Here is a 23,141-nt window from a genome sequence, read left to right as displayed (position 1 = left end):
GCCGTTATCTTTAGCGCGTTTTTTCGTCAGGTGAGCGCGTTTTTCAGGCTTCGCCGAGGAAACGGTGGATGGCGCGCAGCACCGCTTCCGGTTTTTCGGCGTGCACCCAATGGCCGGTGCCGGCGACGACGTGCGCGCGTGCCTGCGGGAATTGGCGGGCGATGTCTGCACGGTAGCTGTCCTGCACGTACGGCGACAGGCCGCCGCGAATGAACAGGGTCGGGTGTGGCCAGGCCGGGACTTCCTGCCAGCCGGTGATGTCTTCGTAGCGTTCGATCAGCACCGGCAGGTTGAAGCGCCATTCACCGTGATGGAAGGACTTCAGCAGGAACTGGATCACGCCTTCTTCCTGCAGGTAGTCGCGCATCAGCTGGGCGGCCGCCTGGCGCTGGGTGATGCCGGCGGCGCTGACGGCCTTCAGCGCGGCGAAGATCTCGTCGTGGCGTCGGGTCTGGTAATCCACCGGCGCGACGTCGATCACGATCAGCCTGGCGATGCGCTCGGGCGCGATGGCGGTCAGCGCCATCGCCGCTTTGCCGCCCATCGAGTGGCCGATGACGATCGCTTTCTCCAGCTGCAGTTCGTCGAGCAGCGCCAGCAGATCCTGCGCCATGGCGGGGTAGTTCATGTCGTCGGCGCGCGGGGAGAGGCCGTGGTTGCGCAAATCGACCTTGATCACACTGTGCTGTTTATGCAGATCGCGCGCCAGCACGCCCAGGTTGTCCAGATTGCCGAACAGCCCGTGGATCAGCAGCACCGGCAGCGCCTCTGACTCGGCGGCCAGCAGTTGATAATGTAATTTCATGGCGAAGTTCATACTGAGAGAGATTCAGATTAGGGTATCATGATTGAATCGCACGATGAATCATGCGGAATTTTCGCGGCGCGGGCTTGGCAGTGCCGGCTATAGGTATTAGTCTGCATTTTCAGTCCGGAGGCACATTGTTGTGTTCGCCCCAGCGCTTTTAACCTTATAATCCCATGGCTTGAATGCAGGATCTGGCTTCAGGTTCTAAGTAGAAAAAACAGTATTGGATAAAGATGAAAACTATTGAAGTCGACGAAGAGCTTTACCGTTATATTGCCAGCCACACGCAACACATCGGTGAAAGCGCGTCCGATATTTTACGCCGCATGTTGAAATTCACCGCCGGGCAGCCGGTGCGCGCGTTGCCTGCCGCCAGTGCGCCGCCGTCCGTCGAGCTGGAAAAAACGGCGTCCGCGCAGCGTCCGCGCGATCGCGTGCGCGCTGTGCGTGAGCTGCTGTTGTCGGATGAATATGCCGAGCAGAACAAAGCGGTCAACCGTTTCATGCTGGTGCTGTCTACGCTGTATACTCTCGATGCCGCCGGTTTCGCCGCCGCCACCGAGGCGTTGACCGGCCGTACCCGCACCTATTTCGCCGGCGATCAGCAGACCTTGCTGGCCAATGGCACGCATACCAAGCCGAAGCATGTACCGGGCACCCCTTACTGGGTGATCACCAATACCAATACCGGCCGCAAGCGCAGCATGATCGAACACATCATGCAGACCATGCAGTTCCCGGCGGAACTGATCGAGAAAGTTTGCGGTACCGTCTAATTTAGCGAACAGCCCGTCATGATGGCCGTGCGCGACGTATTTGCCCGGTCACCGACAGGGATTAGGGAGATATGTCGATGGCGAATAATCCACGTGCCGGGCAGCCCGCCCGTCAAAGCGATCTGATCAACGTAGCCCAGCTGACGTCGCAGTACTATGTGCTGCAACCGGAAGCCGGCAATGCCGCACATGCGGTGAAGTTTGGTACCTCCGGCCACCGCGGCAGCGCGCAGCGCCACAGCTTCAACGAAGCGCACATCCTCGCCATCGCTCAGGCGATCGCCGAAGTTCGTCATCAGCAGGGCACTACCGGCCCATGCTATGTGGGCAAGGACACCCATGCGCTGTCCGAACCGGCCTTCATTTCCGTGCTGGAAGTGCTGACCGCCAACGGCGTCGATGTGATCGTGCAGGAAAACAACGGCTTCACGCCAACGCCGGCGGTATCGCACGCCATTCTGTGCCACAACCGCCGCGGCGGCGCGCAGGCTGACGGCATCGTCATTACGCCGTCCCACAACCCGCCGGAAGACGGCGGCATCAAGTACAACCCGCCGAACGGCGGTCCGGCTGACACCAACCTGACGTCGGTGATCGAAAAGCGCGCCAACGAACTGCTGGCGCAGCAGCTGAAAGGCGTTCAGCGCCAGTCGCTGGACAAGGCTTGGAACAGCGGCCACCTGCACGCCAAAGATCTGGTGCAGCCTTATGTCGAAGGCCTGGTTGACGTGGTCGACATGCCGGCCATTCAACGCGCCGGCCTGAAACTGGGCGTAGATCCGCTCGGCGGCTCCGGCATCGCCTATTGGCAGCGCGTGGCGGAGCACTACAAGCTGGATCTGACGCTGGTGAACGACTCCATCGATCAGACCTTCCGCTTTATGCACCTGGATCACGACGGTATCATCCGCATGGACTGCTCGTCCGAGTCGGCGATGGCCGGCCTGCTGGCGCTGCGCGACAAATTCGATCTGGCGTTCGCCAACGATCCGGATTACGACCGTCACGGCATCGTCACGCCGAAGGGCCTGATGAACCCGAACCACTATCTGGCGGTAGCCATCAACTACCTGTTCCGGCATCGCCCGCAGTGGGGCGCCGATGTGGCGGTAGGTAAAACGCTGGTGTCCAGCGCGATGATCGATCGCGTGGTGGCTGACCTGGGCCGCAAGCTGGTGGAAGTGCCGGTCGGTTTCAAATGGTTCGTGGACGGCCTGTTCGACGGCAGCCTGGGCTTCGGCGGCGAAGAGAGCGCCGGGGCCTCGTTCCTGCGCTTCAACGGCCAGCCTTGGTCGACCGACAAAGACGGCATCATCATGTGCCTGCTGGCGGCTGAAATCACCGCGGTAACCGGTGAAAATCCGCAGCATCACTATGACGATCTGGCCAAGCGCTTCGGTGCGCCAAGCTACAACCGCATCCAGGCGCCGGCAACCCATGCGCAGAAAGCGGCGCTGTCCAAGCTGTCGCCGGAGATGGTCAAGGCCAGTACGCTGGGCGGGGACCCGATCACCGCGCGTCTGACCGCAGCGCCGGGCAACGGCGCGTCGATCGGCGGCCTGAAAGTGATGACCGACAACGGTTGGTTCGCGGCCCGTCCTTCCGGTACCGAAGAGGCATACAAGATCTACTGCGAGAGCTTCCTCGGGGCGGAACACCGCGAGAAAATCGAGCACGAAGCGGTCGAAATCGTCAGCGAAGTGCTGGCTTCCGCCAAATAATCGTTGTTCTCGTCTGATAAAAAGCGCTGTTTTTACAGCGCTTTTTTTATGCCTGTAATTTAGATATATCTTTTTCACGGCACGCGCTTGCGCATTTAGATATATCGATCTAGATTAGCGTTATCGACGCTGTTTAGATATATCTAAACAACCTCGTATTGATGTTCACTGTTAAAGCGAGGTATCACCCTATGTTTCATCGATTAGGTTTACACCGGCATCATCACCATCATGAATGTGAAGAGGGGCGCCGTCATCGCGGTGGACGCCATCACTTCGGCGGCGACGGCGAAGAGCATGGCCGTGGCGGCCGCGGCGGCCGCGGCGGGCGTCATCGTCTGTTCGAACACGGCGATCTGCGTCTGGTGTTGCTGGCGCTGGTGGCGCGCAAGCCCAGCCACGGGTACGAGTTGATCAAAGCAATAGAAGAAGCTTCTTCCGGCCTGTATGTGCCGAGCCCGGGGGTGATTTACCCCACGCTGACGCTGCTGGAAGAGCAGGATTTTCTCGAACCGCTCACCACCGGCAACGGCCGCAAAAGCTATCGCATCACCTCGGCGGGCGAGGGCGAGCTGCAAAAGCATCAACAGGTGGTTGAAGTCATTCTGGCGCGTCTGGCGGGCGCCGGCCGCGAGCATCATCGGCACGGCAACCTGGCGGAAGGCATTTACGACGCCATGAACCGTCTGCGCAGTCTGCTGCGCGGCAACGTGATGCGCGCCGATCTTACGCCGCAGCAGGTGGAGCGCATCAACGCCGCACTGTTGACCGCCGTGGCGGCGATCGAAAACGAAATGCACATTCAACCCACGCAGCAGGAGGAGAACTGATGCCCGGCTACCGTTTTAACATTACCGTTGAAGCCCTGAGCGACCGCCAGGGCAACCCCGTCGAGAAGGCACCGCTGAGTTTTGAGGTGACCAACCATGACGATATTCTTGAGATCGTCGAGCGCATTCGGGCGCGTGACGATCTGAACTTCGGCCTTGAGCAGAGCGCGGCCTTCGCCGTGGGGTTGAAACTGTTCTCCGAAGTGATGATCGAAAACCGCAAACACCCGGTGTTCGCTCCGCTGCGCGAGGCGTTCAAGGAATTTATGGTCGGATTGAAGAAGGGCCCGGCGGCGTAACGGCGCGGCAAACCGCGCCCGTCGGGGTTAAGGCATGAAACGGTAGCCGACGCCGGTTTCGGTCAGCAGGTGTTTGGGCCGGGCCGGATCGGCTTCCAGCTTCTGCCGCAGATGGCCCATGTAGATGCGCAGGTAGTGGCTGTGTTCCACGTAGTTCGGCCCCCAGACGTGGCTCAGCAGCTGGCGTTGGGTAATCACCTTGCCGGCGTTGGCCAGCAGCTCCGCCAACAGGCGAAACTCTATCGGCGTCAGGTGCAGATCTTCGTCGTTGCGCAGCACCCGGCGGTTGACCAGATCGACGGTGATTTCCGAAAAGCTCACCAGCGGGCTTTCCTGCTGGCTGGCGGAGTGACGGCGCAGCGCGACACGCACCCGCGCCAACAGTTCGCCGATGCCGAACGGTTTGCTGAGATAGTCGTCGGCGCCGGCGTCCAGCGCGGCGATTTTGTCCTCTTCGGCGTTGCGCGCCGACAGCACGATCACCGGAATGGCGCTCCACTGCCGCAGATCGCGGATGTAGCTCAGCCCGTCGCCATCCGGCAAGCCCAAATCAAGGATGATCAGATCCGGTTTGCGCGTGCCGGCCTCAATCAGCCCACGTTGCAGGGTTTCACTTTCAAACACCCGCAGGCCTTCGCTCTCCAGCGCGGTGCGCACGAAGCGGCGGATCTCTTTTTCATCTTCAACAATCAGAATGTTGGTTGGCGTTATGCTCACGTTTCCCCTGCGTTGATTACAGATCGAAGGCATCGCCGTCGATCTCGGGCGGTTTTTCCAGCGGCAGCACGAAGCGGAAGCTGGCGCCGCCGTTGGCGCCGTTTTCCGCCCAGATGCGGCCATCATGCACTTCAATAATGGCACGGCAAATGGCTAACCCCAAGCCGACGCCGGGGATCGCCGACTCTTTATTGCCGCGTGAAAACTTGTCGAAAATCAGCTGCAGCTGATCGGCGGGGATGCCGGGGCCGTTATCCCAGACCTCGACTTCCAGCCACTCGGGCAGCGTGCGGGCGCGAATGCCGATGGTGGCCTCGGCGCCGGCGTATTTATTGGCGTTTTCCAACAGGTTGGTGAACACCCGTTCCAGCAGGCTGCCGTCGCAGTTGACCAGGATCTGTTCCGGCGGCAGCTCGACCACGATCGGATGCTGGCTGAGCAGCGGCTCCAGCATGTGCAGCGAGGCGCCGACGATCTCTTCCAGCGACTGCCACTCTTTACGCAGGCTGAAACCGCCGGACTGGATGCGCGCCATATCCAGCAGGTTGTTCACCAGCCGGGTGGTGCTCAGCACCTGCTGGCGGATTTGGCTGGCCTGGGTGGCGTGATTGGAGCCTTCGGCCGCCAGGTCCAGCGTGAGAATTTCCGCCTGGCCGAACAGCACGGTCAGCGGCGTGCGCAGATCGTGCGACAGCGCCGCCAGCAGCGAGTTGCGCAGCTGTTCGCGTTCGGCGTCCAGCTTGGCTTCTTCGGCGCTGCGCGCCAGGTGCAGCCGTTCCAGCGCGCTGGCGATCAGCACTGCGAAGGTTTGCAGCAGCCGCTGTTGTTCCGGCACCATCAGCTGGCGCAGGTTGTTGGGTTCGATCGCCAACAGGCCGAAGGTCTGTTTGGGGGTATTGAGCGGCAGCAGCTGGTAAGGCACGCCGGGCAGAGTGTCGGTGCCGGCGCCGGCCGGCAAGCCTTTATCGAAACTCCAGCGTGCGATGGCTTCGTCTACCGACAGCAGCCCGCCTTCCTCGCCGATCATTTGCTGCAGCCGGCCGTCTTCCTGCGGCAGCAGCAGCACGGTTTTCGCCTGGAAGCTGCTGGAGAGGAAATGACGGCTGGTGTTGGCGATGTCGGCCACGGTCAGCGCGCGGCTCAGCCCGCGTGACATTTCGTACAGATGGCGCGCCCGCTGCTCGCGGTAGCGCGCCACCCGGGCCTGATAACGCACCCCGGCGGTCAGGTTGCCGATGATGATGCCGACGGCGAGCATCACGCCGAAGGTCAGCAGATACTGCATATCGCTGACGGCGAACGACCATTCGGGCTGGACGAAGAACAGATCGAAACTGGCGACGTTGATCACCGCCGCCAGCACCGATGGCCAGCGGCCGAAGAACAGCGCGACGATCGCCACGCCGAGCAAGTAGACCATCACCAGGTTGGCCTGATCGAAGCCCGGCAGCAGCCACTGCGAGAGCAGGGTGATCAGCGCGCACAGCGCCACCGCCACCGCGCAGCCGCGCAGCTGCATGCGCCATTTCTCATTGAAGCTGCGGCCGTCGTGCTCCTTGCCCGGCGGCGGCTGTGCGACGTCGCTGTCCAGCGCGACGATCACCAGATCGAGATCCGGGCCCAGCCGGCCGAGGCGATCGGCGAAGCTGCCGCGCAGCTTCCAGCGTTGCTCGCTGCGGCGGCCGATGATGATTTTGCCGAGGTTATGTTCGCGGGCGTAGCGCAGCACTGCGCGCTCTTCGGACGGATCGGCCAGGGTGGCGGTTTCGGCGCCCAGCTCCTGCGCCAGCCGCAGCGCGCGCAGAATGGCGCGGCGCTGGTTTTCCGGCAGCCGGTGCAGCTTGGGGGTTTCCACGTAGACCGCATGCCAGTGGCAGCCGAGCCGCGCCGCCAGGCGGGCGGCGATGCGCACCAGCTTTTCGTTGCCGCTGTTGTGGCCGACGCACAGCAGAATGCTGTCGCGGGTGTGCCACACTTTCTCGCGCCCCTGGGTGTCGCGAAACTCGCGCATCTGGTCATCGACCCGATCGGCGGTGCGGCGCAGCGCCAACTCGCGCAGGGCGATCAGGTTGCCTTTACGGAAAAAATGCTCGATGGCGCGCTCGGCCTGGCCGGGAATATACACTTTGCCTTCGTGCAGCCGTCGGCGCAGATCGTCCGGCGGCAGATCGACCAGCACCACTTCGCTGGCCTCGTCAAACACGTGGTCGGGCACCGTTTCGCGCACCCGCACGCCGGTCACGCCGCCCACCACGTCGTTCAGACTTTCCAAATGCTGCACGTTGACGGTAGTCAACACGTCGATGCCGGCGTCCAGCAGCTCTTCCACATCCTGCCAGCGTTTGGGGTGGCGCGAACCGTGGGCGTTGCTGTGCGCCAGTTCATCCATCAGGATCAGCGCCGGATGGCGCGCCAGCGCGGCGTCGAGATCGAATTCATGCACCAGCCGGCCGCGATGCTGGATGCGCTTTTGCGGCAACAGCGCCAGGCCGTCGAGCAGGGCGGCGGTCTCGCTGCGGCCGTGGGTTTCCACCACGCCGACCAGCACGTCCAGCCCCTGAGCGCGCAAACGCTGGGCCTCCTGCAGCATGGCGTAGGTTTTGCCCACGCCGGCGCAGGCGCCGAAGAATACCTTCAACCGGCCGCGCGGTTTTTCATTGGCCAGCGCCAGCAGGCTATCGGGATCGGGACGCTGCTGTTCTTCTTCGACCATGACAATTCCTTGTGTTACCAAGCAAAAAGGGGTTCGGCACGCCGAACCCTATCACTATGCTGAATACGGCGCGCTACTTCAATGCATCCAGCGCCAGGTTCAGCTTCAGCACGTTGACCACCGATTCCCCCATGAAGTTGGGCGTGGCCCGATCGGTGTTGTCTTCGATCAGTTTGGCGACCTGTTCCGGCGGCAGATGACGCGCCGCCGCGACCCGCGCCAGCTGATACCGCGCCGCGGCGATCGAAATCTGCGGATCCAGTCCGCTGCCGGAGGCGGTCAGCAGATCCACCGGGATCGGGCCGCTCATGGCCGGATTGGCCTGGCGCAGCTGCGCCGCGCGTTCGGCGATAGCCTTATCCAGCGCCGGGTTGGTGGCCGCCAGGTTGCTGCCGGCGGAGGCCTGTGGATTATAAGCCGAATCGCCGGTGGCCGACGGGCGGCCCCAGAAATAGTCGGCGCGCGTGAAGTTCTGGCCGATCAGCGCGGAGCCGACCGCCTTGTCGCCCTGGTACAGCAGCGAACCGTTGGCCGCGCCCGAAAACAGCAGCTGCGCCAGCCCGGTGGTCAGCAGCGGATAGGCGATGCCGGTGATCAGCGTCAGCAGGATCAACATCACCAGCGCAGGTCGTAAATATGTCATGTTCATTTCCCTCAATGGTTAACCGGCGACGTGCAGCGCGACCAGGAACAGGTCGATCAGTTTGATGCCGACGAACGGCACCAGCAGACCGCCGACCCCGTACAGCCACAGGTTGCGGCGCAGCAGGGCCGCGGCGCTCATCGGTTTGTAGCTCACCCCTTTCAGCGCCAGCGGGATCAGGAACACGATCACCAGGGCGTTGAAGATCACCGCCGACATGATGGCGGAGGCGGGGGAGTGCAGGTGCATCACGTTCAGCGCGTTCAGCTGCGGATAGGTGGCCGCGAACGCCGCCGGAATGATGGCGAAGTATTTGGCTACGTCGTTGGCGATGCTGAAGGTGGTCAGCGAGCCGCGCGTCATCAGCATCTGTTTGCCGATATGCACCACTTCGATCAGCTTGGTCGGGTTGGAATCCAGATCGACCATGTTGCCCGCCTCTTTGGCGGCCTGGGTGCCGGAGTTCATCGCCACCGCCACATCGGCCTGCGCCAGCGCCGGGGCGTCGTTGGTGCCGTCGCCGGTCATCGCCACCAGACGGCCTTCCGCCTGATACTGGCGGATCAGCGCCAGCTTGGCTTCCGGCGTGGCTTCCGACAGGAAGTCGTCCACCCCGGCTTCGGCGGCGATCGCCGCTGCGGTCAGCGGGTTATCGCCGGTGATCATCACCGTTTTGATGCCCATCTTGCGCAGCTCATTGAAGCGTTCCTTGATGCCGCCCTTGACGATATCCTTCAGCGCCACCACGCCCAGCACCCGGGCGCCTTCCGCCACCACCAGCGGCGTGCCGCCGGTGCGCGCCACGCTTTCCACCAGATCGTCCACCGCCCGCGGGAAGTGGCCCTGATTGGATTCGACGTGGCGGCGAATGGCGTCCACTGCGCCTTTACGGATCATGCGCTCCTGCACGTTGACGCCGCTCATGCGGGTCTGGGCGGAGAAGGGCACGAAGGTGGCGTTCAGCGCCTGCAGATCGCGTTCGCGCAGGTTAAAACGCTGTTTGGCCAGCACCACGATGCTGCGGCCTTCCGGCGTTTCGTCCGCCAGCGAGGCCAGCTGCGCGGCATCCGCCAGCTCTTGCTCTTTCACGCCCGGCGCCGGCAGGAACTCCGAAGCCTGACGGTTGCCCAGCGTGATGGTGCCGGTTTTATCCAGCAACAGCACGTCCACATCGCCGGCGGCTTCCACCGCGCGGCCGCTGGTGGCGATCACGTTGGCGCCGAGCATGCGGCTCATCCCGGCCACGCCGATGGCGGACAGCAGGCCGCCGATGGTGGTGGGGATCAGGCAAACCAGCAGCGCGACCAGCACGGTGATGGTGACCACGCTGCCGCTGCCGGCCGCCTCGACGCTGTATTGCGAGAACGGGAACAGGGTGGCGGTGGCCAACACGAACACGATGGTCAGCGCCACCAGCAGGATGGTCAGCGCGATTTCGTTCGGCGTTTTGCGGCGCTTGGCGCCTTCCACCATGGCGATCATGCGATCGAGGAAGGTTTCCCCCGGGTTGACGCTGCACTGCACCACCAGCCAATCGGACAGCACGCGGGTGCCGCCGGTGACCGAGGAGAAGTCGCCGCCGGACTCGCGGATCACCGGGGCGGATTCGCCGGTGATGGCGCTTTCATCCACCGAAGCGCCGCCTTCCAGCACCTCGCCGTCGCACGGGATGGTATCGCCGGCTTCCACCAGCACGATATCGCCTTTGCGCAGGCTCTCGGCGGCCACTTTCTCCGTGGCGCCGTCGCGGCGCGGGCCGGCCAGCTTTTTCGCCCAGCTGGTTTTCTTGGTGCCCTTCAGGCTTTCCGCCTGGGCCTTGCTGCGACCTTCGGCCAGCGCTTCGGCGAAGTTGGCGAACAGCACGGTGAACCACAGCCACAGGGCGACGCTGCCGGTAAAGGCGGCGGCGCCGTCGGTCTGGCCGGTGAGGATCGCCAGCCAGATGGCGGTGGTCAGCAGGCTGCCGATATACACCACGAACATCACCGGATTGCGCCATTGAACGCGAGGGTCCAGTTTTTTCAGCGCATCGATCAGCGCGGTGCGCACCAGAGCCGGTTCAAACAGCGCGCGTTGTTTGCGAGTCATCTCTTATTCTCTCTCTGTGACGTCGGTTAGTTTGCCAACCAAAGTTGCAAATGCTCGGCCACCGGGCCCAGCGCCAGCGCCGGCACGAAGGTCAGCGCCCCCACCAGCAGCACGGTGCCGATCAGCAGGCCGATAAACAGCGGCCCATAGGTCGGCAGGGTGCCGTTGCCCGCCGGCTGGCGTGGCTTGGCGCTCAGCGAACCGGCGATCGCCAGCACCGGCAGGATCACCCCGAAGCGGCCGACGAACATGGCGAAGGCCAGCAGCAGGTTGTAGAACGGCGTATTGACGCTCAACCCGGCGAAGGCGCTGCCGTTGTTGTTGGCGGCGGAAGACAGGGCATACAGCACTTCGCTGAAGCCGTGGGCGCTCGGGTTGAGGATGCCGGCGCGGCCCGCGTCGGTGCCGATGGCCAGCGCGCTGCCCAGCAACACCAGCGTCGGCGTGACCAGGATCGCCAGCGCGGTCATCTTCATGTCGTAAACGTCGATTTTCTTGCCCAGGTATTCCGGGGTGCGGCCGATCATCAGACCGGCGATAAACACCGTCAGCAGCACGAACAGCAGCATGCCGTACAGGCCGGAGCCGACGCCGCCGAACACCACTTCACCGATCTGCATCAGCCACATCGGCACCATGCCGCCCAGCGCGGTGAAGGAGTCGTGCATGGCGTTGACCGCCCCGCAGGACGCGGCGGTGGTCACCACCGAGAACAGGCTGGTGGCGAGAATGCCGAAGCGCGACTCTTTGCCTTCCATATTGATGTTGCTGTCGGCGCCCAGCGCGCTCAGGTGCGGGTTGCCCGCCAGCTCGGCAACCATCACCACCACCACCGCCACCACGAAGATCAGCGCCATCGCCCAGATCAGCGCGTGGCCCTGGCGGTTTTCACCGGCCAGCTGGCCGAAGGAGAAGCACAGCGCGCAGGGGATCAGGAAGATGGCCAGCATCTGCACGAAGTTGGTCAGCACGGTCGGGTTTTCGAACGGATGCGCCGAGTTGGCGCCGAAGAACCCCCCGCCGTTGGTGCCGAGCATCTTGATCGCTTCCTGCGAGGCGACCGGCCCCATCGGCAGCGTCTGCTGCGCGCCTTCGAGCGTGGTGACGTGCAGGTAAGGCAGGAAGTTTTGCAGCGTGCCCTGGCTGACGAAGAACAGGGCGATCGGCAGCGCGATCGGCAGCAGCACGTACAGCGTGATGCGGAACAGATCGGCCCAGGCGTTGCCGACGGTCTTGCCGGCGCGGCGGGTAAAGGCGCGGATCAGCGCAAAGGCCACGGCGATGCCGGTGGCGGCGGAGACGAAGTTCTGCACCGCCAGCCCGGCCATTTGGCTGAAATAGCTGAGGGCGCTTTCGCCGCTGTAGGCCTGCCAGTTGGTGTTGGTGACGAAGCTGACGGCGGTGTTGAGCGCCAGATCCCAGGAGAGGCCCGGGAAGCCTTGCGGGTTGAGCGGCAGCGAGCCCTGCGTCATCAGCAAGGCGAACAGCAGCGCCAGGCCGAGCAGGTTGAATGCCAGGATCGCCAGCGCGTACTGCCACCAGTTCATCTCGGTGGCGCGGATGCCGCAGGCGCGCCAGACGCCGGCTTCCACTGTGCGCAGCGCAGGCAGCGGCTCACCTTCGATCAGGCGCGCCATAAAACCGCCCAGCGGCCGGGCCAGCAGCAGAAGCACCAGCAGGAAACTGGCGATCAGTAAAAAGGCTGAAGCCGCCATCAGAAATCCTCCGCGTTAAACAGGGCGTAGACCAGATAGGCCAACAGCAGCAGAACCAACAGCGCACCACCAATAACGCTGAAACTCACGGGACACCTCCAGAGGTGTTGTTTTTGATAGAGGCAGTGTAGGGAGAGGGGTAGAAAGAAGATGAAAAAATCGCGCGGGCAGGTGTAAAAAAAGTATAAAAATGGCTGAAATTTCAGCGGAAATTGGCCGTTTCAGGCAGCCTGCTTGCGGCGAGATTGCGCCTGATGCGTGAATAAGCCGGGGCTGGGGCGTGGGATGAAGAACCGAATAATAACCACAATGTAACCCATGTTTAGTTAAAAATTAACTTGATTGTAACAAAATTACGAATCGCCGCGGTGATTAGCGATTTTTTGTGCGATTTAGTGGTCGGATGAGTAGTAAACTTTCATCAAGTGCGCTAAAATTTTGTCCAGTTACCAAATTACCGATTGTTCATTTGATGCGCCGACGCCGTTTTCCCTGACAAATCAACGGCAGGCGTTTTTAAGGAGGTTCGCATGTCTACGACCTATCACGCTTATTCACTGCATCGGATTCTCCTGCGCCGCAGCGCAGTGGTTATCGCGGGCATTTTGGCCCTGCCGGTGATGCTGTTCCGCAGCGATCGCGGGCGTTTTTACAGCTACCTGCACCGCGTCTGGTCAAAAACCAGCGATAAGCCGGTCTGGCTGCAGCAGGCGGAACTGGCGTCCTGCGATTTCTACTGAGTCACTGCCGATTCACGAACAACCCTCGCCCTGCGGCGGGGGTTTTTTTTATGCCTTGGCCGCCCCTACCCAACGTAAGGTCGTATTCGGCAAGCCGTTCTTCTACACTTTCCTCAATCGGCTAACAACGCGGGAGAGCGGTATGAGCGACAAGATCCCTATCGGCATCAGCGCCTGTTTACTGGGCGACGCGGTGCGTTTCGACGGCGGCCACAAGCGGCTGGCCTTTGCGGTAGAACAGTTGGCGCCCTATGTGCGCTTTGAGCCCGTTTGCCCGGAAATGGCGATCGGTCTGCCCACGCCGCGCCCGGCGCTGCGCCTGGTGAAACAGGCGCAGCCCTGGCCGGCGATGCGCTACAGCAACGACGCCGGCGTGGATCTGACCGAGGAGATGCGCAGTTTCTCCGCGCAGCGCGTGGCCGCGTTGCAGCACCTGTGCGGTTATATCGTCTGCGCCAAGTCGCCGAGCTGCGGCCTGGAGCGGGTGCGGGTCTACAGTGAGAACGGCAAGGACTCGCGTAAAAACGGCGTCGGGCTGTTTACCGCCGAACTGCTGCGTCAGATGCCGTGGCTGCCGGTGGAAGAAGACGGACGATTGCAGGATGCGGCATTGCGGGAAAACTTCATTGAACGGGTGTACGCGCTGTATGAGTTGAATATGCTGTGGCGCCAGGGGCTGACCCGCGGCGGGCTGATCGCGTTTCACAGCCGCTACAAGCTGTCACTGCTGGCGCATTCGCAGCCGGCGTACCGCGAACTGGGGCGTTTCGTCGCCGACATTCATCGCTGGGACTCGCTGGAGGCATTCGCCGTGGAATACCGCAGCCGCCTGATGGCGCTGTTGGCGCACAAGGCGACGCGCCGCAACCATACCAACGTGCTGATGCACGTGCAGGGGTACTTCCGCCGCCAGCTCAGCGCGGCGCAGCGCCAGGAGCTGGCGCACCTGATCGACCGCTACCGGCAGGGCATGCAGCCGCTGCTGGCGCCGATCGCCTTGCTTAAGCATTACATGGCGGAATACCCCGACAGTTATCTGACGGAACAACGCTATTTCGAACCTTATCCGGAGGCGCTGCGTTTGCGTTACGGCCATTGATTGACAAGGGAATTTTATGACCACGCATCTGGTCTGGTTGCGTAACGATCTGCGTATCACCGACAACAAAGCGCTGCACGCCGCCTGCAGCGATCCCAAAGCCCGGGTGTTGGCGGTGTTTATCGCCACCCCGCAGCAGTGGCGGCAGCATGAGATGGCGCCGCGGCAGGCGGCGCTGATCCACGCCAGCCTGCGGGCGGTACAGCAGGCGCTGGCGCAAAAGGGCATTGCGCTGCATTGCCATGCCGGCACGGACTTTGCCGCGTCGATCGACTGGCTGGCGGAGTATTGCCGGCGAGAGCAGGTGGACGCGCTGTTTTACAACCGCCAGTACGAACTGAATGAACGGCGCCGCGATGCGCGGCTGGAGCAGCAGTTGAATGGACGGGTAACGTGCCACGGTTTTGATGACAGCCTGCTGTTGCCGCCGGGCAGCGTGCTAACCGGCGGCGGCGAGATGTACAAGGTTTATACGCCGTTTCGCAACGCCTTTATTCAGCGCCTGACTGAGTCCGACGTGAGCTGCCTGCCGGCGCCGAAGATCCGTGCCGATGGCGCGTTGCCAGCGCCTGAAGCGCCGGCGGCGTTCGATTATCCCGCGGCGGAGATCGGGGATGACTATCCCGCCGGCGAGGAGGCCGCGCTGCAGCGGCTGCGCGCCTTTTGCCGTGAGCAAGTGCAGGATTACCTTCGCCAGCGCGATCTGCCCGCCATCGCCGGCACCAGCAGCCTGTCGCCTTATCTGGCGATCGGCGCGCTGTCGCCGCGCCAGTGTTTTAACCGCCTGCGCGCCGAATGCCCGCAGCTGCTGGAAGATCGCGAGAGCGGCGCTTTCGCCTGGCTGAACGAGCTGATTTGGCGCGAGTTCTACCGCCATCTGCTGGTGGCCTATCCCGAGCTGTGCCGCCATCGGCCGTTTATCGCCTGGACGGACAAAGTGCGCTGGTGCGATGACGCGGCGAAGCTGCAGGCCTGGCAGCGGGGCGAGACCGGCTATCCGATCGTCGATGCCGCCATGCGCCAGCTGAACGCTACCGGCTGGATGCATAACCGGCTGCGCATGATCAGCGCCAGTTTCCTGGTGAAGGATCTGCTGATCGACTGGCGGGCCGGGGAGCGCTACTTCATGTCGCAACTGCTGGACGGGGATCTGGCGGCCAACAACGGCGGCTGGCAGTGGGCGGCTTCCACCGGCACCGACGCTGCGCCGTATTTCCGCATCTTCAACCCGACGACACAGGGTGAACGTTTTGATCCACAAGGCACTTTCATCCGTAAATGGTTGCCGGAACTGGCGGATGTGCCCGACAATGACATCCATTACCCCCACCGCTGGGCGGAAAAGCAGCGCCGTACGCTGAACTACCCGCTGCCGATCGTCGATCACAAACAAGCCCGCGTGGAGACGTTGGCGGCGTTCGAGGCGGCGAAACGGGGAGAGTCTTGAGGCAACTGCAAGGAGCGACGTAATGATGAAAAAGGTGCTGGCCCTGTGCCTGAGCGGCTATTCCGCGCTGGCGATCGCCGGCTTTGACGTGGTGGCGCTGGGCGTCGACGGCGGCGTCAGCGACGGCAACCTGACTTCCTACCTGATCCGCAGCGACAATCAGCCGCAGTATGTGGCGCTGGACGCCGGCTCACTGCTGCCGGGCATCGCCAAAGGGCTGGAGAAGGGCAGTTTCCCGCAGGTGACCCCCGAGCTGGCCGCGCCTTACACGCCACAGGGCTACGTGTTTCGGCAGTTGATCGGCAGCTACTTTATCAGCCACGGCCATCTGGACCACGTGGCGGGGCTGATCGTCGGCTCGCCGGAAGACAATAAAAAAACCGTTTACGCCCAGGCGGACACTGTGCTGACCCTGCGTAATCACTACTTTAACTGGAAGGCCTGGCCGAACTTTACCGACGCCGGCAACGGTGCGCGGCTGGGCACCTACCGGCTGCAAACGGTGCGGCCGCAGCAGCGATTTACCCTCGGCCTGACCGGGTTGACCGGCGTGATGTATCCGCTCAGCCACGATCGCTACCCGTCGTCGATGCTGCTGATTTCCAACGGCAACGAGTTCTTCGCCTATTTCGGCGATACCGGGCCGGATAAGGTGGAGCAGTCGCGCGATCTCGATACCGTCTGGCGCGTGCTGGGGCCGCTTGTCGAGCAGAAAAAGCTCAAGGGCATGATTATCGAAACCTCTTACCCCAACGGGGTGGAGGACAAACATCTGTACGGCCATCTGACGCCGGCCTGGCTGCTGAAGGAGCTGAAGAACCTGACGCAGTACAGCGGCGGTGAAGGCTCGCTGAACGGTCTGCCGGTGGTCATCAGCCACATCAAGCCCAGCTTGAAGCAGGGCGAAGACACGCGCGCCGCCATTGCGCAGCAGCTGGCGCAGGGCAACGATCTGGGGGTGAAATTCATCCTGATGGCGCAGGGCGACCGGCAGACATTTTGACTATGAAGAGAGAAGAGAATGCGTAACCTCGATCTGGAACAACTGATCAACACGGAACTGAACGCCGCGGCGTTTCAGGACTACGCCCCCAACGGTTTGCAGGTAGAGGGGCGTGCGCATGTACAGCGCATCGTGACCGGCGTCACCGCCTGTCAGGCGCTGCTGGACGCCGCGGTGGCGCATCAGGCCGACGCGATTATCGTGCATCACGGCTATTTCTGGAAAAACGAGGCACCGGCGGTGCGCGGCATGAAGCGCAACCGCCTGAAAACGCTGTTGACCCACGACATCAACCTGTACGGCTATCATTTGCCGCTGGACGCGCATCCGGTGCTGGGCAACAACGCGCAGCTGGCGCAGGCGCTGGGCATTCGGGTGATTGGTGAAATCGAGCCGCTGGTGCCGCACGGGGAATTCGAACAGCCGCTGACCGGCGAAGCGCTGCAACAGCGCATCGAAAGCCGGCTGGGGCGCGCGGTGCTGCACTGCGGCGATAACGCGCCTGAGCATATTCGCCGAGTGGCCTGGTGCACCGGCGGCGGCCAGGGCTTTATCGACAGCGCGGCGCGCTTCGGCGTCGATGCGTTCATCAGCGGTGAAGTCTCTGAGCAGACCATTCACAGCGCGCGCGAAATGGGCGTGCATTTCTTCGCCGCCGGTCACCACGCCACCGAGCGCGGCGGCGTGAAGGCGTTGGGGGACTGGCTGGCCCAGCACCACGGCTTTGATGTGACCTTTATCGATATCCCGAATCCCGCCTGATCTTTTTCTTCCCCGGATCCAGCCCGGCCTGCGCGCCGGCTGAATCCTTTTACCGCGCTATTTCCTTATTTTCCTTATGGTTGCGTTCTATTGACAGCCGGGGCCGCGTCACGCATAACTGGTGTGTTTTTCAGCGCGATAATAAGGAGAATAAGGGTGCAACAAGCACGTTATTACCTGTTGGGTGAAAGAGCGGTAGTGCTTGAACTGTCGCCGCCGGTGACGTTACCGAGCCAGCAGCGCATTTGGGCGCTGGCGGAAAAGCTGAATCACCATCCCGACGTGCGGGAAGTGGTGCCGGGGATGAATAACCTGACGCTGCTGCTGCATACGCCGCAGGCCGACGCCGAAGCGATGCTGGCATTGCTGCAGCAGGGGTGGGAGAGCAAAGAGCGCCTGACGCCGGAATCGCGTCAGGTGGATATTCCGGTTATCTACGGCGGGAAACAGGGCCCCGACCTGGATGAGGTGGCGCGTCATACTGGCATGACGCCGCAACAGGTGGTGGAATGCCACGCGGCGGCGGCCTATGTGGTCTATTTCCTCGGCTTTCAGCCGGGCTTCTCCTATTTGGGCGGCATGCCGGAACAACTGGCGACGCCGCGCCGCGCTGAACCGCGTCTGGCGGTGGCGTCCGGTTCCGTCGGCATCGGCGGCGGCCAGACCGGCATCTATCCGCTGGTGACGCCCGGCGGCTGGCAGCTGATTGGCCGCACTCCGCTGGCGCTGTTCAATCCGCATGAAATGCCGCCGACGTTGCTGCGTCCGGGCGATAACGTACGCTTCGTGCCGCAGAAGGAGGGCGTATGCTGATTATTCTGCGCGCCGGCATCTATACCACGGTGCAGGATTTGGGCCGCGAGGGATTCCGCCGTCTGGGCATCAGCACCGGCGGCGCGCTGGATCAACCGGCGCTGAAGATCGCCAACCTGCTGGTGGGCAATGCGCCGGAGGCCGCCGGGCTGGAGATCACCCTCGGCCAGTTCAGCGCCGAGTTTACCCGCGCAGGCTGGATCGCCCTGACCGGCGCCGGCTGCGACGCGCAGCTGGACGGCAAGCCGTTGTGGACCGGCTGGCGCTATCCGGTGAAAAAGGGGCAGCGGCTGACGCTGGGCACGCCGAAACGCGGCATGCGCAGCTACCTGGCGATCGCCGGCGGCATCGCCGTGCCGGAAATGCTGGGCTCGCGCAGCACCGACATGAAAGCCGCCTTTGGCGGATGCGAGGGGCGTAATCTGAAGGACGGCGACCGGTTGCCGCTCGGCAACTCCGCCGCTCAACCGCAACATTCCTGTGGCGTGAAACAGCTGCTGTTCACCAACCGCATCCGCGCGTTGCCGGGGCCGGAGTACGCTGAATTCAGCGAAGAGGCACAGGAGACGTTTTGGCGTACCGCCTGGCAGCTCAGCCCGCAGAGCAACCGCATGGGCTACCGTCTGCACGGCGGCACGCCGCTGGCGCGCACCACCGGCCGCGAGATGCTGTCGCACGGCCTGCTGCCCGGCGTGGTGCAGGTGCCGCACAACGGCCAGCCGATCGTGCTGATGGCCGATGCGCAAACCACCGGCGGTTACCCGCGCATTGCCTGCGTGATCGAAGCCGATCTCTACCATTTGGCGCAGATCCGTCTCGGCGAACCGATCCACTTCGTTCTCTGCTCACTGGCCGAGGCGCAGCGCGCCAAGGCCGAGCAGGATCTCTTCCTTCGACAGATTGCCTGGGGGTTACATGATCGTTGATTTGAACGCCGATCTCGGCGAGGGCTGCGCCAACGACCAGGCGCTGCTGCAATTGGTGAGTTCGGCCAACATCGCCTGCGGCTTCCACGCCGGCGATGCGCAGACCATGCGTCAGTCGGTGCGCTGGGCATTGCAGTACGGCGTGGCGATCGGCGCCCACCCGAGTTTTCCCGATCGGGAGAACTTCGGCCGGACCCGCATGCAGCTGCCGCCGGAAACGGTCTACGCGCAGGTGGTGTATCAGCTCGGGGCGCTGGCGGCCATCGCCCGTGCTGAGGGCGGAGTTATGGTGCACGTCAAGCCGCACGGCATGCTGTACAACCAGGCGGCGGTTGAGCCGGCGCTGGCGGAAGCGATCGCCCGGGCGGTGCAGGCGGTCGATCCGGCGCTGCGGCTGGTGGGGCTGGCCGGCAGCGTGCTGATCCGCGCCGGGCAACGGCTCGGTCTGACCACCCGGCAGGAGGTGTTCGCCGATCGCGGTTATCAGGCCGACGGCACGCTGGTGCCGCGCGGTTTGCCGGGGGCATTGATCGAGGATGACGAACAGGCGCTGGCGCAAACGCTGGAGATGGTGCGCCATCACCGGGTGCGCAGCGTGGATGGCGTCTGGGCCCCCGTACAGGCGGAAACCGTCTGCCTGCATGGGGACGGTGAGCATGCGCTGGCGTATGCGCGCAAGCTGCGGGACAGTTTTGTTCAGCAGGGGATCCGCGTCAGCGCAGAGCAGTAAAGCAAGACACAACATCACAAACAAAAAAATTATTAGAAAATATCGAGGGAAGACTATGGAACAGGCCGTGAATCTCTGGCCACTGATCGGCATCGCCGCTATCGTGGTCGGGTTTGTATTGCGTTTCAATCCGGTGCTGGTGGTGATCGCCGCCGGCATCATCACCGGTCTGGCGGCGCTGATGCCGCTGGACGTCATTCTGGAAAAGCTCGGTGAGGGCTTTCTCAACACCCGTAACCTGCCGCTGATCCTGCTGCTGCCGCTGGCGGTGATCGGCCTGCTGGAGCGCCACGGGTTGAAAGAGCGGGCGCAGGCGTGGATCGCCAGGATCAAAAGCGCCACCGCCGGCCGTTTGCTGATCGTATACCTGTTCGTGCGCGAGATCACCGCGGCGATGGGGTTGACCAGCCTGGGCGGGCACCCGCAGATGGTGCGGCCGCTGCTGGCGCCGATGGCGGAAGGGGCGACGGAAAACCGCTACGGCGAGCTGCCGGAGCGCACCCGCCACCGCCTGCGCGCCATGTCGGCCGCCACCGACAACGTCGGGCTGTTCTTCGGCGAAGATATCTTCGTGGCCTTCGGCGCGATCATCTTCATGCACAACTTTATGCTGGAGTCCGGTGGCATTCAGACCGAGCCGCTGCATATCGCGCTGTGGGGCATTCCGACCGCCATTTTCGCTTTCCTGATCCACGCCTTCCGGCTGTATCGGATGGATAAACAGCTGAGTGCCGAGCTGGCGCAGCTGAATCAGGCGGCGCTGCAGGCGAAGGGGGAAGCACGATGAACTTCCAGCAACAATATCTCTACTGGCTGGCCGGCGCGGTGCTGCTGATTGTGGCGGTGATGTCCTTCCGCGATCGCGCCAACCCGCGCCGCATCACTACCGGGCTGTTTTGGGGGCTGTACGGCCTGGTGTTCCTGGTCGGCGACTGGACTTACCGCCTGCTGGGCGACGTGCTCGGCGAAGGCAGCAACGAGAAACGCATGCTGCACATCATCGTTGGCGTGGTGGTGGTGGTGATGGCCCTGATCGCCGGCTTCGGCGGCGTGCGCCTCGGCAGCTATCATCAGCGAACGCCGCAGGAGCGCGAGGCCAGCGCCAAGCGCCTGGGCAACAAGCTGTTTATCCCCGCGCTGGCGATCCCGGTGGTGACGGTGATCGGCGTGCTGCTGTTCAACAATATTCCGGCGTTGCAAAGCGCGGTGTTTGGCAGCGGTAACCATGCGACGCTGATCACCCTGTTCTCGATGACCGTCGGCTGCCTGATTGGCCTGGCGATCGCGGTGAAAATGACCCATGAGAAGGCGTTGCAGCCGGTGCAGGAAGCGCGGCGCCTGCTGGATTCGATCGGCTGGGCGTTCATTCTGCCGCAGATCCTCGCCACGCTTGGCCTGCTGTTTACCGTCGCCGGCGTCGGCACCGCGATCTCGCATTTGACCCAGGAGTATCTGGCGGTGGATAACCGCTTTATCGCCGTGGCGGTCTACGCTATCGGTATGGCGGTGCTGACCATGGTGATGGGTAACGCCTTCGCCGCGTTCCCGATCGTCACCGCCGGCATCGGCATTCCGATCCTGGTGCTGCAACACGGCGGCAACCCGGCGGTGATGGCGGCGATCGGCATGTTCTCCGGCTATTGCGGCACCCTGATGACGCCGATGGCGGCGAACTTCAACATTGTGCCGGCGGCGCTGCTGGAGCTGCCGGACAAGAATGCGGTGATCAAGGCGCAGGTGCCGACCGGCGTGCTGCTGCTGTTGGTTAACGTGTTCCTGCTGTATTTCCTGATGTTCCTGTAGGAGTAAGGATGCAAAAAGTATTGATTACCGGCTTTGAGCCGTTTGGCGGCGAGCGGCTCAACCCTTCCTGGGAAGTGGTGAAGCAGCTCAATGATATGGAGCTGGTGGGTACGCGCATTGTGGCGCGCCAGCTGCCGTGCGTGTTCGGCGCGGCGCTGGAGGCGCTCAATGCGGCGATCGACGAGGTGCAGCCGGTGATGGTGCTGGCTGTCGGCCAGGCCGGCGGCCGCACCGATATCACGATTGAACGGGTGGCGATCAACGTCGACGACGCGCGTATCCCCGATAATCAGGGGCAGCAGCCGGTGGATGAGCCGATCGTCGCCGGCGGTCCGGCGGCCTATTTCAGCACCTTGCCGATCAAGGCGATGGTCAGCTCGATGCGCGAGGCCGGCATTCCGGCCTCCGTTTCGCAGACCGCCGGCACCTACGTGTGCAACCATGTCATGTACGGCCTGCTGCATCGGTTGAGCGGCCAGCGCGAGGTGAAGGGCGGGTTTATTCATATCCCGTACCTGCCGGAACAGGCGGCGGCGCACCCCGGCGCACCGAGCATGGCGGCCTCGACGGTGCTGTTTGCGCTGGAGCTGGCCGTTTCCATCGCGTTGCAGGTGGAACACGATCTGAAAGTGGCGGGCGGCGCAACGCATTAATCAAGAGAATCCCCGGCGCATCGGGCTGCGCCGGGTCTATGTAAGGAGTGGTCTATGCCGGAAGGACCGGAGATCCGCCGGGCGGCGGACAAACTGGCGGCGGCGGTGATCGAGCAGCCGCTGACCGCCGTCGATTTCGCTTTTCCCCAGTTGAAGCACTATCGCCAGCGTCTGCTCGGCGAGCGTATCGTCGCCATCGAGCCGCGCGGCAAGGCGCTGCTGACCCATTTCTCCAACGGGTTGACGATGTACAGCCACAACCAGCTGTACGGCGTGTGGAAAGTGGCGGCGGCCGGGGAGACGCCGGAGACCAAGCGCGATCTGCGGGTGCGGCTGGAAACCGCTCATAGCGCGATTTTGCTCTACAGCGCTTCCGACATTACCGTCGGGCCGCGCGAGGAAATAGAGCAACACCCGTTTTTGCAACGCATCGGCCCCGATGTGTTGGACATGTCGCTGACGGTAGACGATGTGGCGGAGCGGTTGCTGACGCCGCGTTTTCGTCGCAGGCAGCTGAGCGGCATGCTGCTCGATCAGGCGTTTCTTGCCGGATTGGGCAACTATCTGCGAGCCGAAATCCTGTGGCAGGCCGAGTTGGCGCCGCAGCACAAACCACAGGATCTGGCGCCAGAGGCGCTGCGCGACCTGGCGGAGGCATTGCTGGCGGTGCCGCGCCTTTCCTACCAGACGCGCGGGCAGGCGGATGACAACCGGCATCACGGCGCGCTGTTTCGCTTCAAGGTGTTTCATCGCAGCGGCGAGCCCTGTGAGCGCTGCGGTGGGATGATCGTGCGTACCGAGCTGTCGTCGCGGCCGTTTTATTGGTGCCCGGGCTGCCAGAAATAGCCAAAAAAA

At 63.1% G+C, this 23,141-nt stretch carries 23 protein-coding genes; 16 read left to right on the top strand and 7 right to left on the bottom strand.

Annotation, left to right across the window (positions count from 1 at the left end):
* Nucleotides 1-43: 43 nt before the first annotated feature.
* Nucleotides 44-817 carry an esterase gene (ybfF, locus tag ACMGF7_RS02075; protein WP_420286346.1) on the bottom strand — a complete coding sequence of 258 codons (774 nt, stop codon included), beginning with the start codon at nt 815-817 and terminating at the stop codon, nt 44-46.
* Nucleotides 818-1,041: 224 nt separating this feature from the next.
* On the opposite strand from ybfF, the gene seqA reads away from it, so the two are divergent.
* The 4 genes from seqA to ACMGF7_RS02055 all read left to right on the top strand — a co-directional run bounded on the left by seqA (nt 1,042) and on the right by ACMGF7_RS02055 (nt 4,434).
* Complete coding sequence (gene seqA / locus ACMGF7_RS02070) at nt 1,042-1,584, top strand: replication initiation negative regulator SeqA (protein ID WP_049240201.1); 543 nt, start codon at nt 1,042-1,044, stop codon at nt 1,582-1,584.
* Between the two features lie 77 nt (nt 1,585-1,661).
* Nucleotides 1,662-3,305 carry a phosphoglucomutase (alpha-D-glucose-1,6-bisphosphate-dependent) gene (gene pgm / locus ACMGF7_RS02065; protein WP_041922314.1) on the top strand — a complete coding sequence of 548 codons (1,644 nt, stop codon included), beginning with the start codon at nt 1,662-1,664 and terminating at the stop codon, nt 3,303-3,305.
* A gap of 191 nt (nt 3,306-3,496) precedes the next feature.
* Nucleotides 3,497-4,135: a PadR family transcriptional regulator gene (locus tag ACMGF7_RS02060; protein WP_049240200.1), complete on the top strand. Its 639-nt coding sequence runs from the start codon at nt 3,497-3,499 to the stop codon at nt 4,133-4,135.
* Nucleotides 4,135-4,434 carry a DUF3861 domain-containing protein gene (locus tag ACMGF7_RS02055; protein ID WP_420286345.1) on the top strand — a complete coding sequence of 100 codons (300 nt, stop codon included), beginning with the start codon at nt 4,135-4,137 and terminating at the stop codon, nt 4,432-4,434. The genes ACMGF7_RS02060 and ACMGF7_RS02055 overlap by 1 nt, the downstream gene beginning before the upstream one ends.
* 27 nt (nt 4,435-4,461) lie before the next feature.
* Here the strand turns inward: ACMGF7_RS02055 and kdpE are convergent, their stop codons facing one another.
* The 6 genes from kdpE to ACMGF7_RS02025 form a co-directional block, all read right to left on the bottom strand.
* Complete coding sequence (kdpE, locus tag ACMGF7_RS02050; RefSeq protein WP_019454051.1) at nt 4,462-5,151, bottom strand: two-component system response regulator KdpE; 690 nt, start codon at nt 5,149-5,151, stop codon at nt 4,462-4,464.
* A 16-nt stretch (nt 5,152-5,167) separates the two neighbouring features.
* The gene (gene kdpD, locus ACMGF7_RS02045) at nt 5,168-7,864 is read right to left on the bottom strand and encodes a two-component system sensor histidine kinase KdpD (protein ID WP_049240199.1); all 2,697 of its coding nucleotides are present in this window, start codon (nt 7,862-7,864) and stop codon (nt 5,168-5,170) included.
* Nucleotides 7,865-7,937: 73 nt separating this feature from the next.
* Nucleotides 7,938-8,507, bottom strand: a complete 570-nt coding sequence (gene kdpC, locus ACMGF7_RS02040) for a potassium-transporting ATPase subunit KdpC (protein ID WP_015376963.1) — start codon at nt 8,505-8,507, stop codon at nt 7,938-7,940.
* 18 nt (nt 8,508-8,525) lie between these two features.
* The gene (kdpB, locus tag ACMGF7_RS02035) at nt 8,526-10,595 is read right to left on the bottom strand and encodes a potassium-transporting ATPase subunit KdpB (protein WP_197763898.1); all 2,070 of its coding nucleotides are present in this window, start codon (nt 10,593-10,595) and stop codon (nt 8,526-8,528) included.
* 26 nt (nt 10,596-10,621) lie between these two features.
* Nucleotides 10,622-12,310 carry a potassium-transporting ATPase subunit KdpA gene (kdpA, locus tag ACMGF7_RS02030; protein WP_420286344.1) on the bottom strand — a complete coding sequence of 563 codons (1,689 nt, stop codon included), beginning with the start codon at nt 12,308-12,310 and terminating at the stop codon, nt 10,622-10,624.
* A complete protein-coding gene (locus ACMGF7_RS02025; RefSeq protein ID WP_016928742.1) occupies nt 12,310-12,399 on the bottom strand; it encodes a K(+)-transporting ATPase subunit F in 90 nt (29 codons plus the stop codon). The genes kdpA and ACMGF7_RS02025 overlap by 1 nt, the downstream gene beginning before the upstream one ends.
* Before the next feature lie 441 nt (nt 12,400-12,840).
* Between ACMGF7_RS02025 and ACMGF7_RS02020 the strand changes: the two genes are divergently transcribed.
* From ACMGF7_RS02020 to nei, 12 genes are all read left to right on the top strand, one after another.
* Nucleotides 12,841-13,050: a YbfA family protein gene (locus ACMGF7_RS02020; RefSeq protein ID WP_004939916.1), complete on the top strand. Its 210-nt coding sequence runs from the start codon at nt 12,841-12,843 to the stop codon at nt 13,048-13,050.
* Between the two features lie 142 nt (nt 13,051-13,192).
* Nucleotides 13,193-14,149: a YbgA family protein gene (locus ACMGF7_RS02015; protein ID WP_049240196.1), complete on the top strand. Its 957-nt coding sequence runs from the start codon at nt 13,193-13,195 to the stop codon at nt 14,147-14,149.
* A 16-nt stretch (nt 14,150-14,165) separates the two neighbouring features.
* Nucleotides 14,166-15,596: a deoxyribodipyrimidine photo-lyase gene (gene phrB, locus ACMGF7_RS02010; RefSeq protein ID WP_197763900.1), complete on the top strand. Its 1,431-nt coding sequence runs from the start codon at nt 14,166-14,168 to the stop codon at nt 15,594-15,596.
* Between the two features lie 22 nt (nt 15,597-15,618).
* Entirely contained in the window at nt 15,619-16,599 is a 981-nt protein-coding gene (locus ACMGF7_RS02005; protein ID WP_076740480.1) for an MBL fold metallo-hydrolase, read from the top strand.
* Nucleotides 16,600-16,617: 18 nt separating this feature from the next.
* The gene (locus tag ACMGF7_RS02000) at nt 16,618-17,361 is read left to right on the top strand and encodes a type 2 GTP cyclohydrolase I (protein WP_004939910.1); all 744 of its coding nucleotides are present in this window, start codon (nt 16,618-16,620) and stop codon (nt 17,359-17,361) included.
* 156 nt (nt 17,362-17,517) lie between these two features.
* Nucleotides 17,518-18,174 carry a 5-oxoprolinase subunit PxpB gene (gene pxpB, locus ACMGF7_RS01995; protein WP_049240193.1) on the top strand — a complete coding sequence of 219 codons (657 nt, stop codon included), beginning with the start codon at nt 17,518-17,520 and terminating at the stop codon, nt 18,172-18,174.
* A complete protein-coding gene (pxpC, locus tag ACMGF7_RS01990) occupies nt 18,168-19,100 on the top strand; it encodes a 5-oxoprolinase subunit PxpC (RefSeq protein ID WP_049186577.1) in 933 nt (310 codons plus the stop codon). The genes pxpB and pxpC overlap by 7 nt, the downstream gene beginning before the upstream one ends.
* Entirely contained in the window at nt 19,090-19,830 is a 741-nt protein-coding gene (pxpA, locus tag ACMGF7_RS01985; RefSeq protein ID WP_049240192.1) for a 5-oxoprolinase subunit PxpA, read from the top strand. Before pxpC ends, pxpA begins: the two co-directional genes overlap by 11 nt.
* Nucleotides 19,831-19,885: 55 nt before the next feature.
* Nucleotides 19,886-20,617 (top strand): DUF969 domain-containing protein, encoded by a 732-nt coding sequence (locus ACMGF7_RS01980; protein WP_015376970.1) that lies wholly within the window; start codon nt 19,886-19,888, stop codon nt 20,615-20,617.
* Complete coding sequence (locus tag ACMGF7_RS01975; RefSeq protein ID WP_004939900.1) at nt 20,614-21,633, top strand: DUF979 domain-containing protein; 1,020 nt, start codon at nt 20,614-20,616, stop codon at nt 21,631-21,633. Before ACMGF7_RS01980 ends, ACMGF7_RS01975 begins: the two co-directional genes overlap by 4 nt.
* 8 nt (nt 21,634-21,641) lie before the next feature.
* The gene (gene pcp, locus ACMGF7_RS01970) at nt 21,642-22,286 is read left to right on the top strand and encodes a pyroglutamyl-peptidase I (RefSeq protein ID WP_049186579.1); all 645 of its coding nucleotides are present in this window, start codon (nt 21,642-21,644) and stop codon (nt 22,284-22,286) included.
* 54 nt (nt 22,287-22,340) lie between these two features.
* On the top strand, nt 22,341-23,132 hold the full coding sequence (nei, locus tag ACMGF7_RS01965; protein WP_049240191.1) for an endonuclease VIII: 792 nt from the start codon (nt 22,341-22,343) through the stop codon (nt 23,130-23,132).
* Nucleotides 23,133-23,141: the final 9 nt, after the last annotated feature.

Origin of the sequence: Serratia sp. BNK-17 (assembly GCF_048684935.1) — a bacterium.
GTDB classification, from domain to species: Bacteria; Pseudomonadota; Gammaproteobacteria; order Enterobacterales; family Enterobacteriaceae; genus Serratia; species Serratia nematodiphila.
The sequence above is the reverse complement of the archived record's forward strand: the minus strand, read 5'-3'. Positions and strand labels throughout refer to the sequence as shown.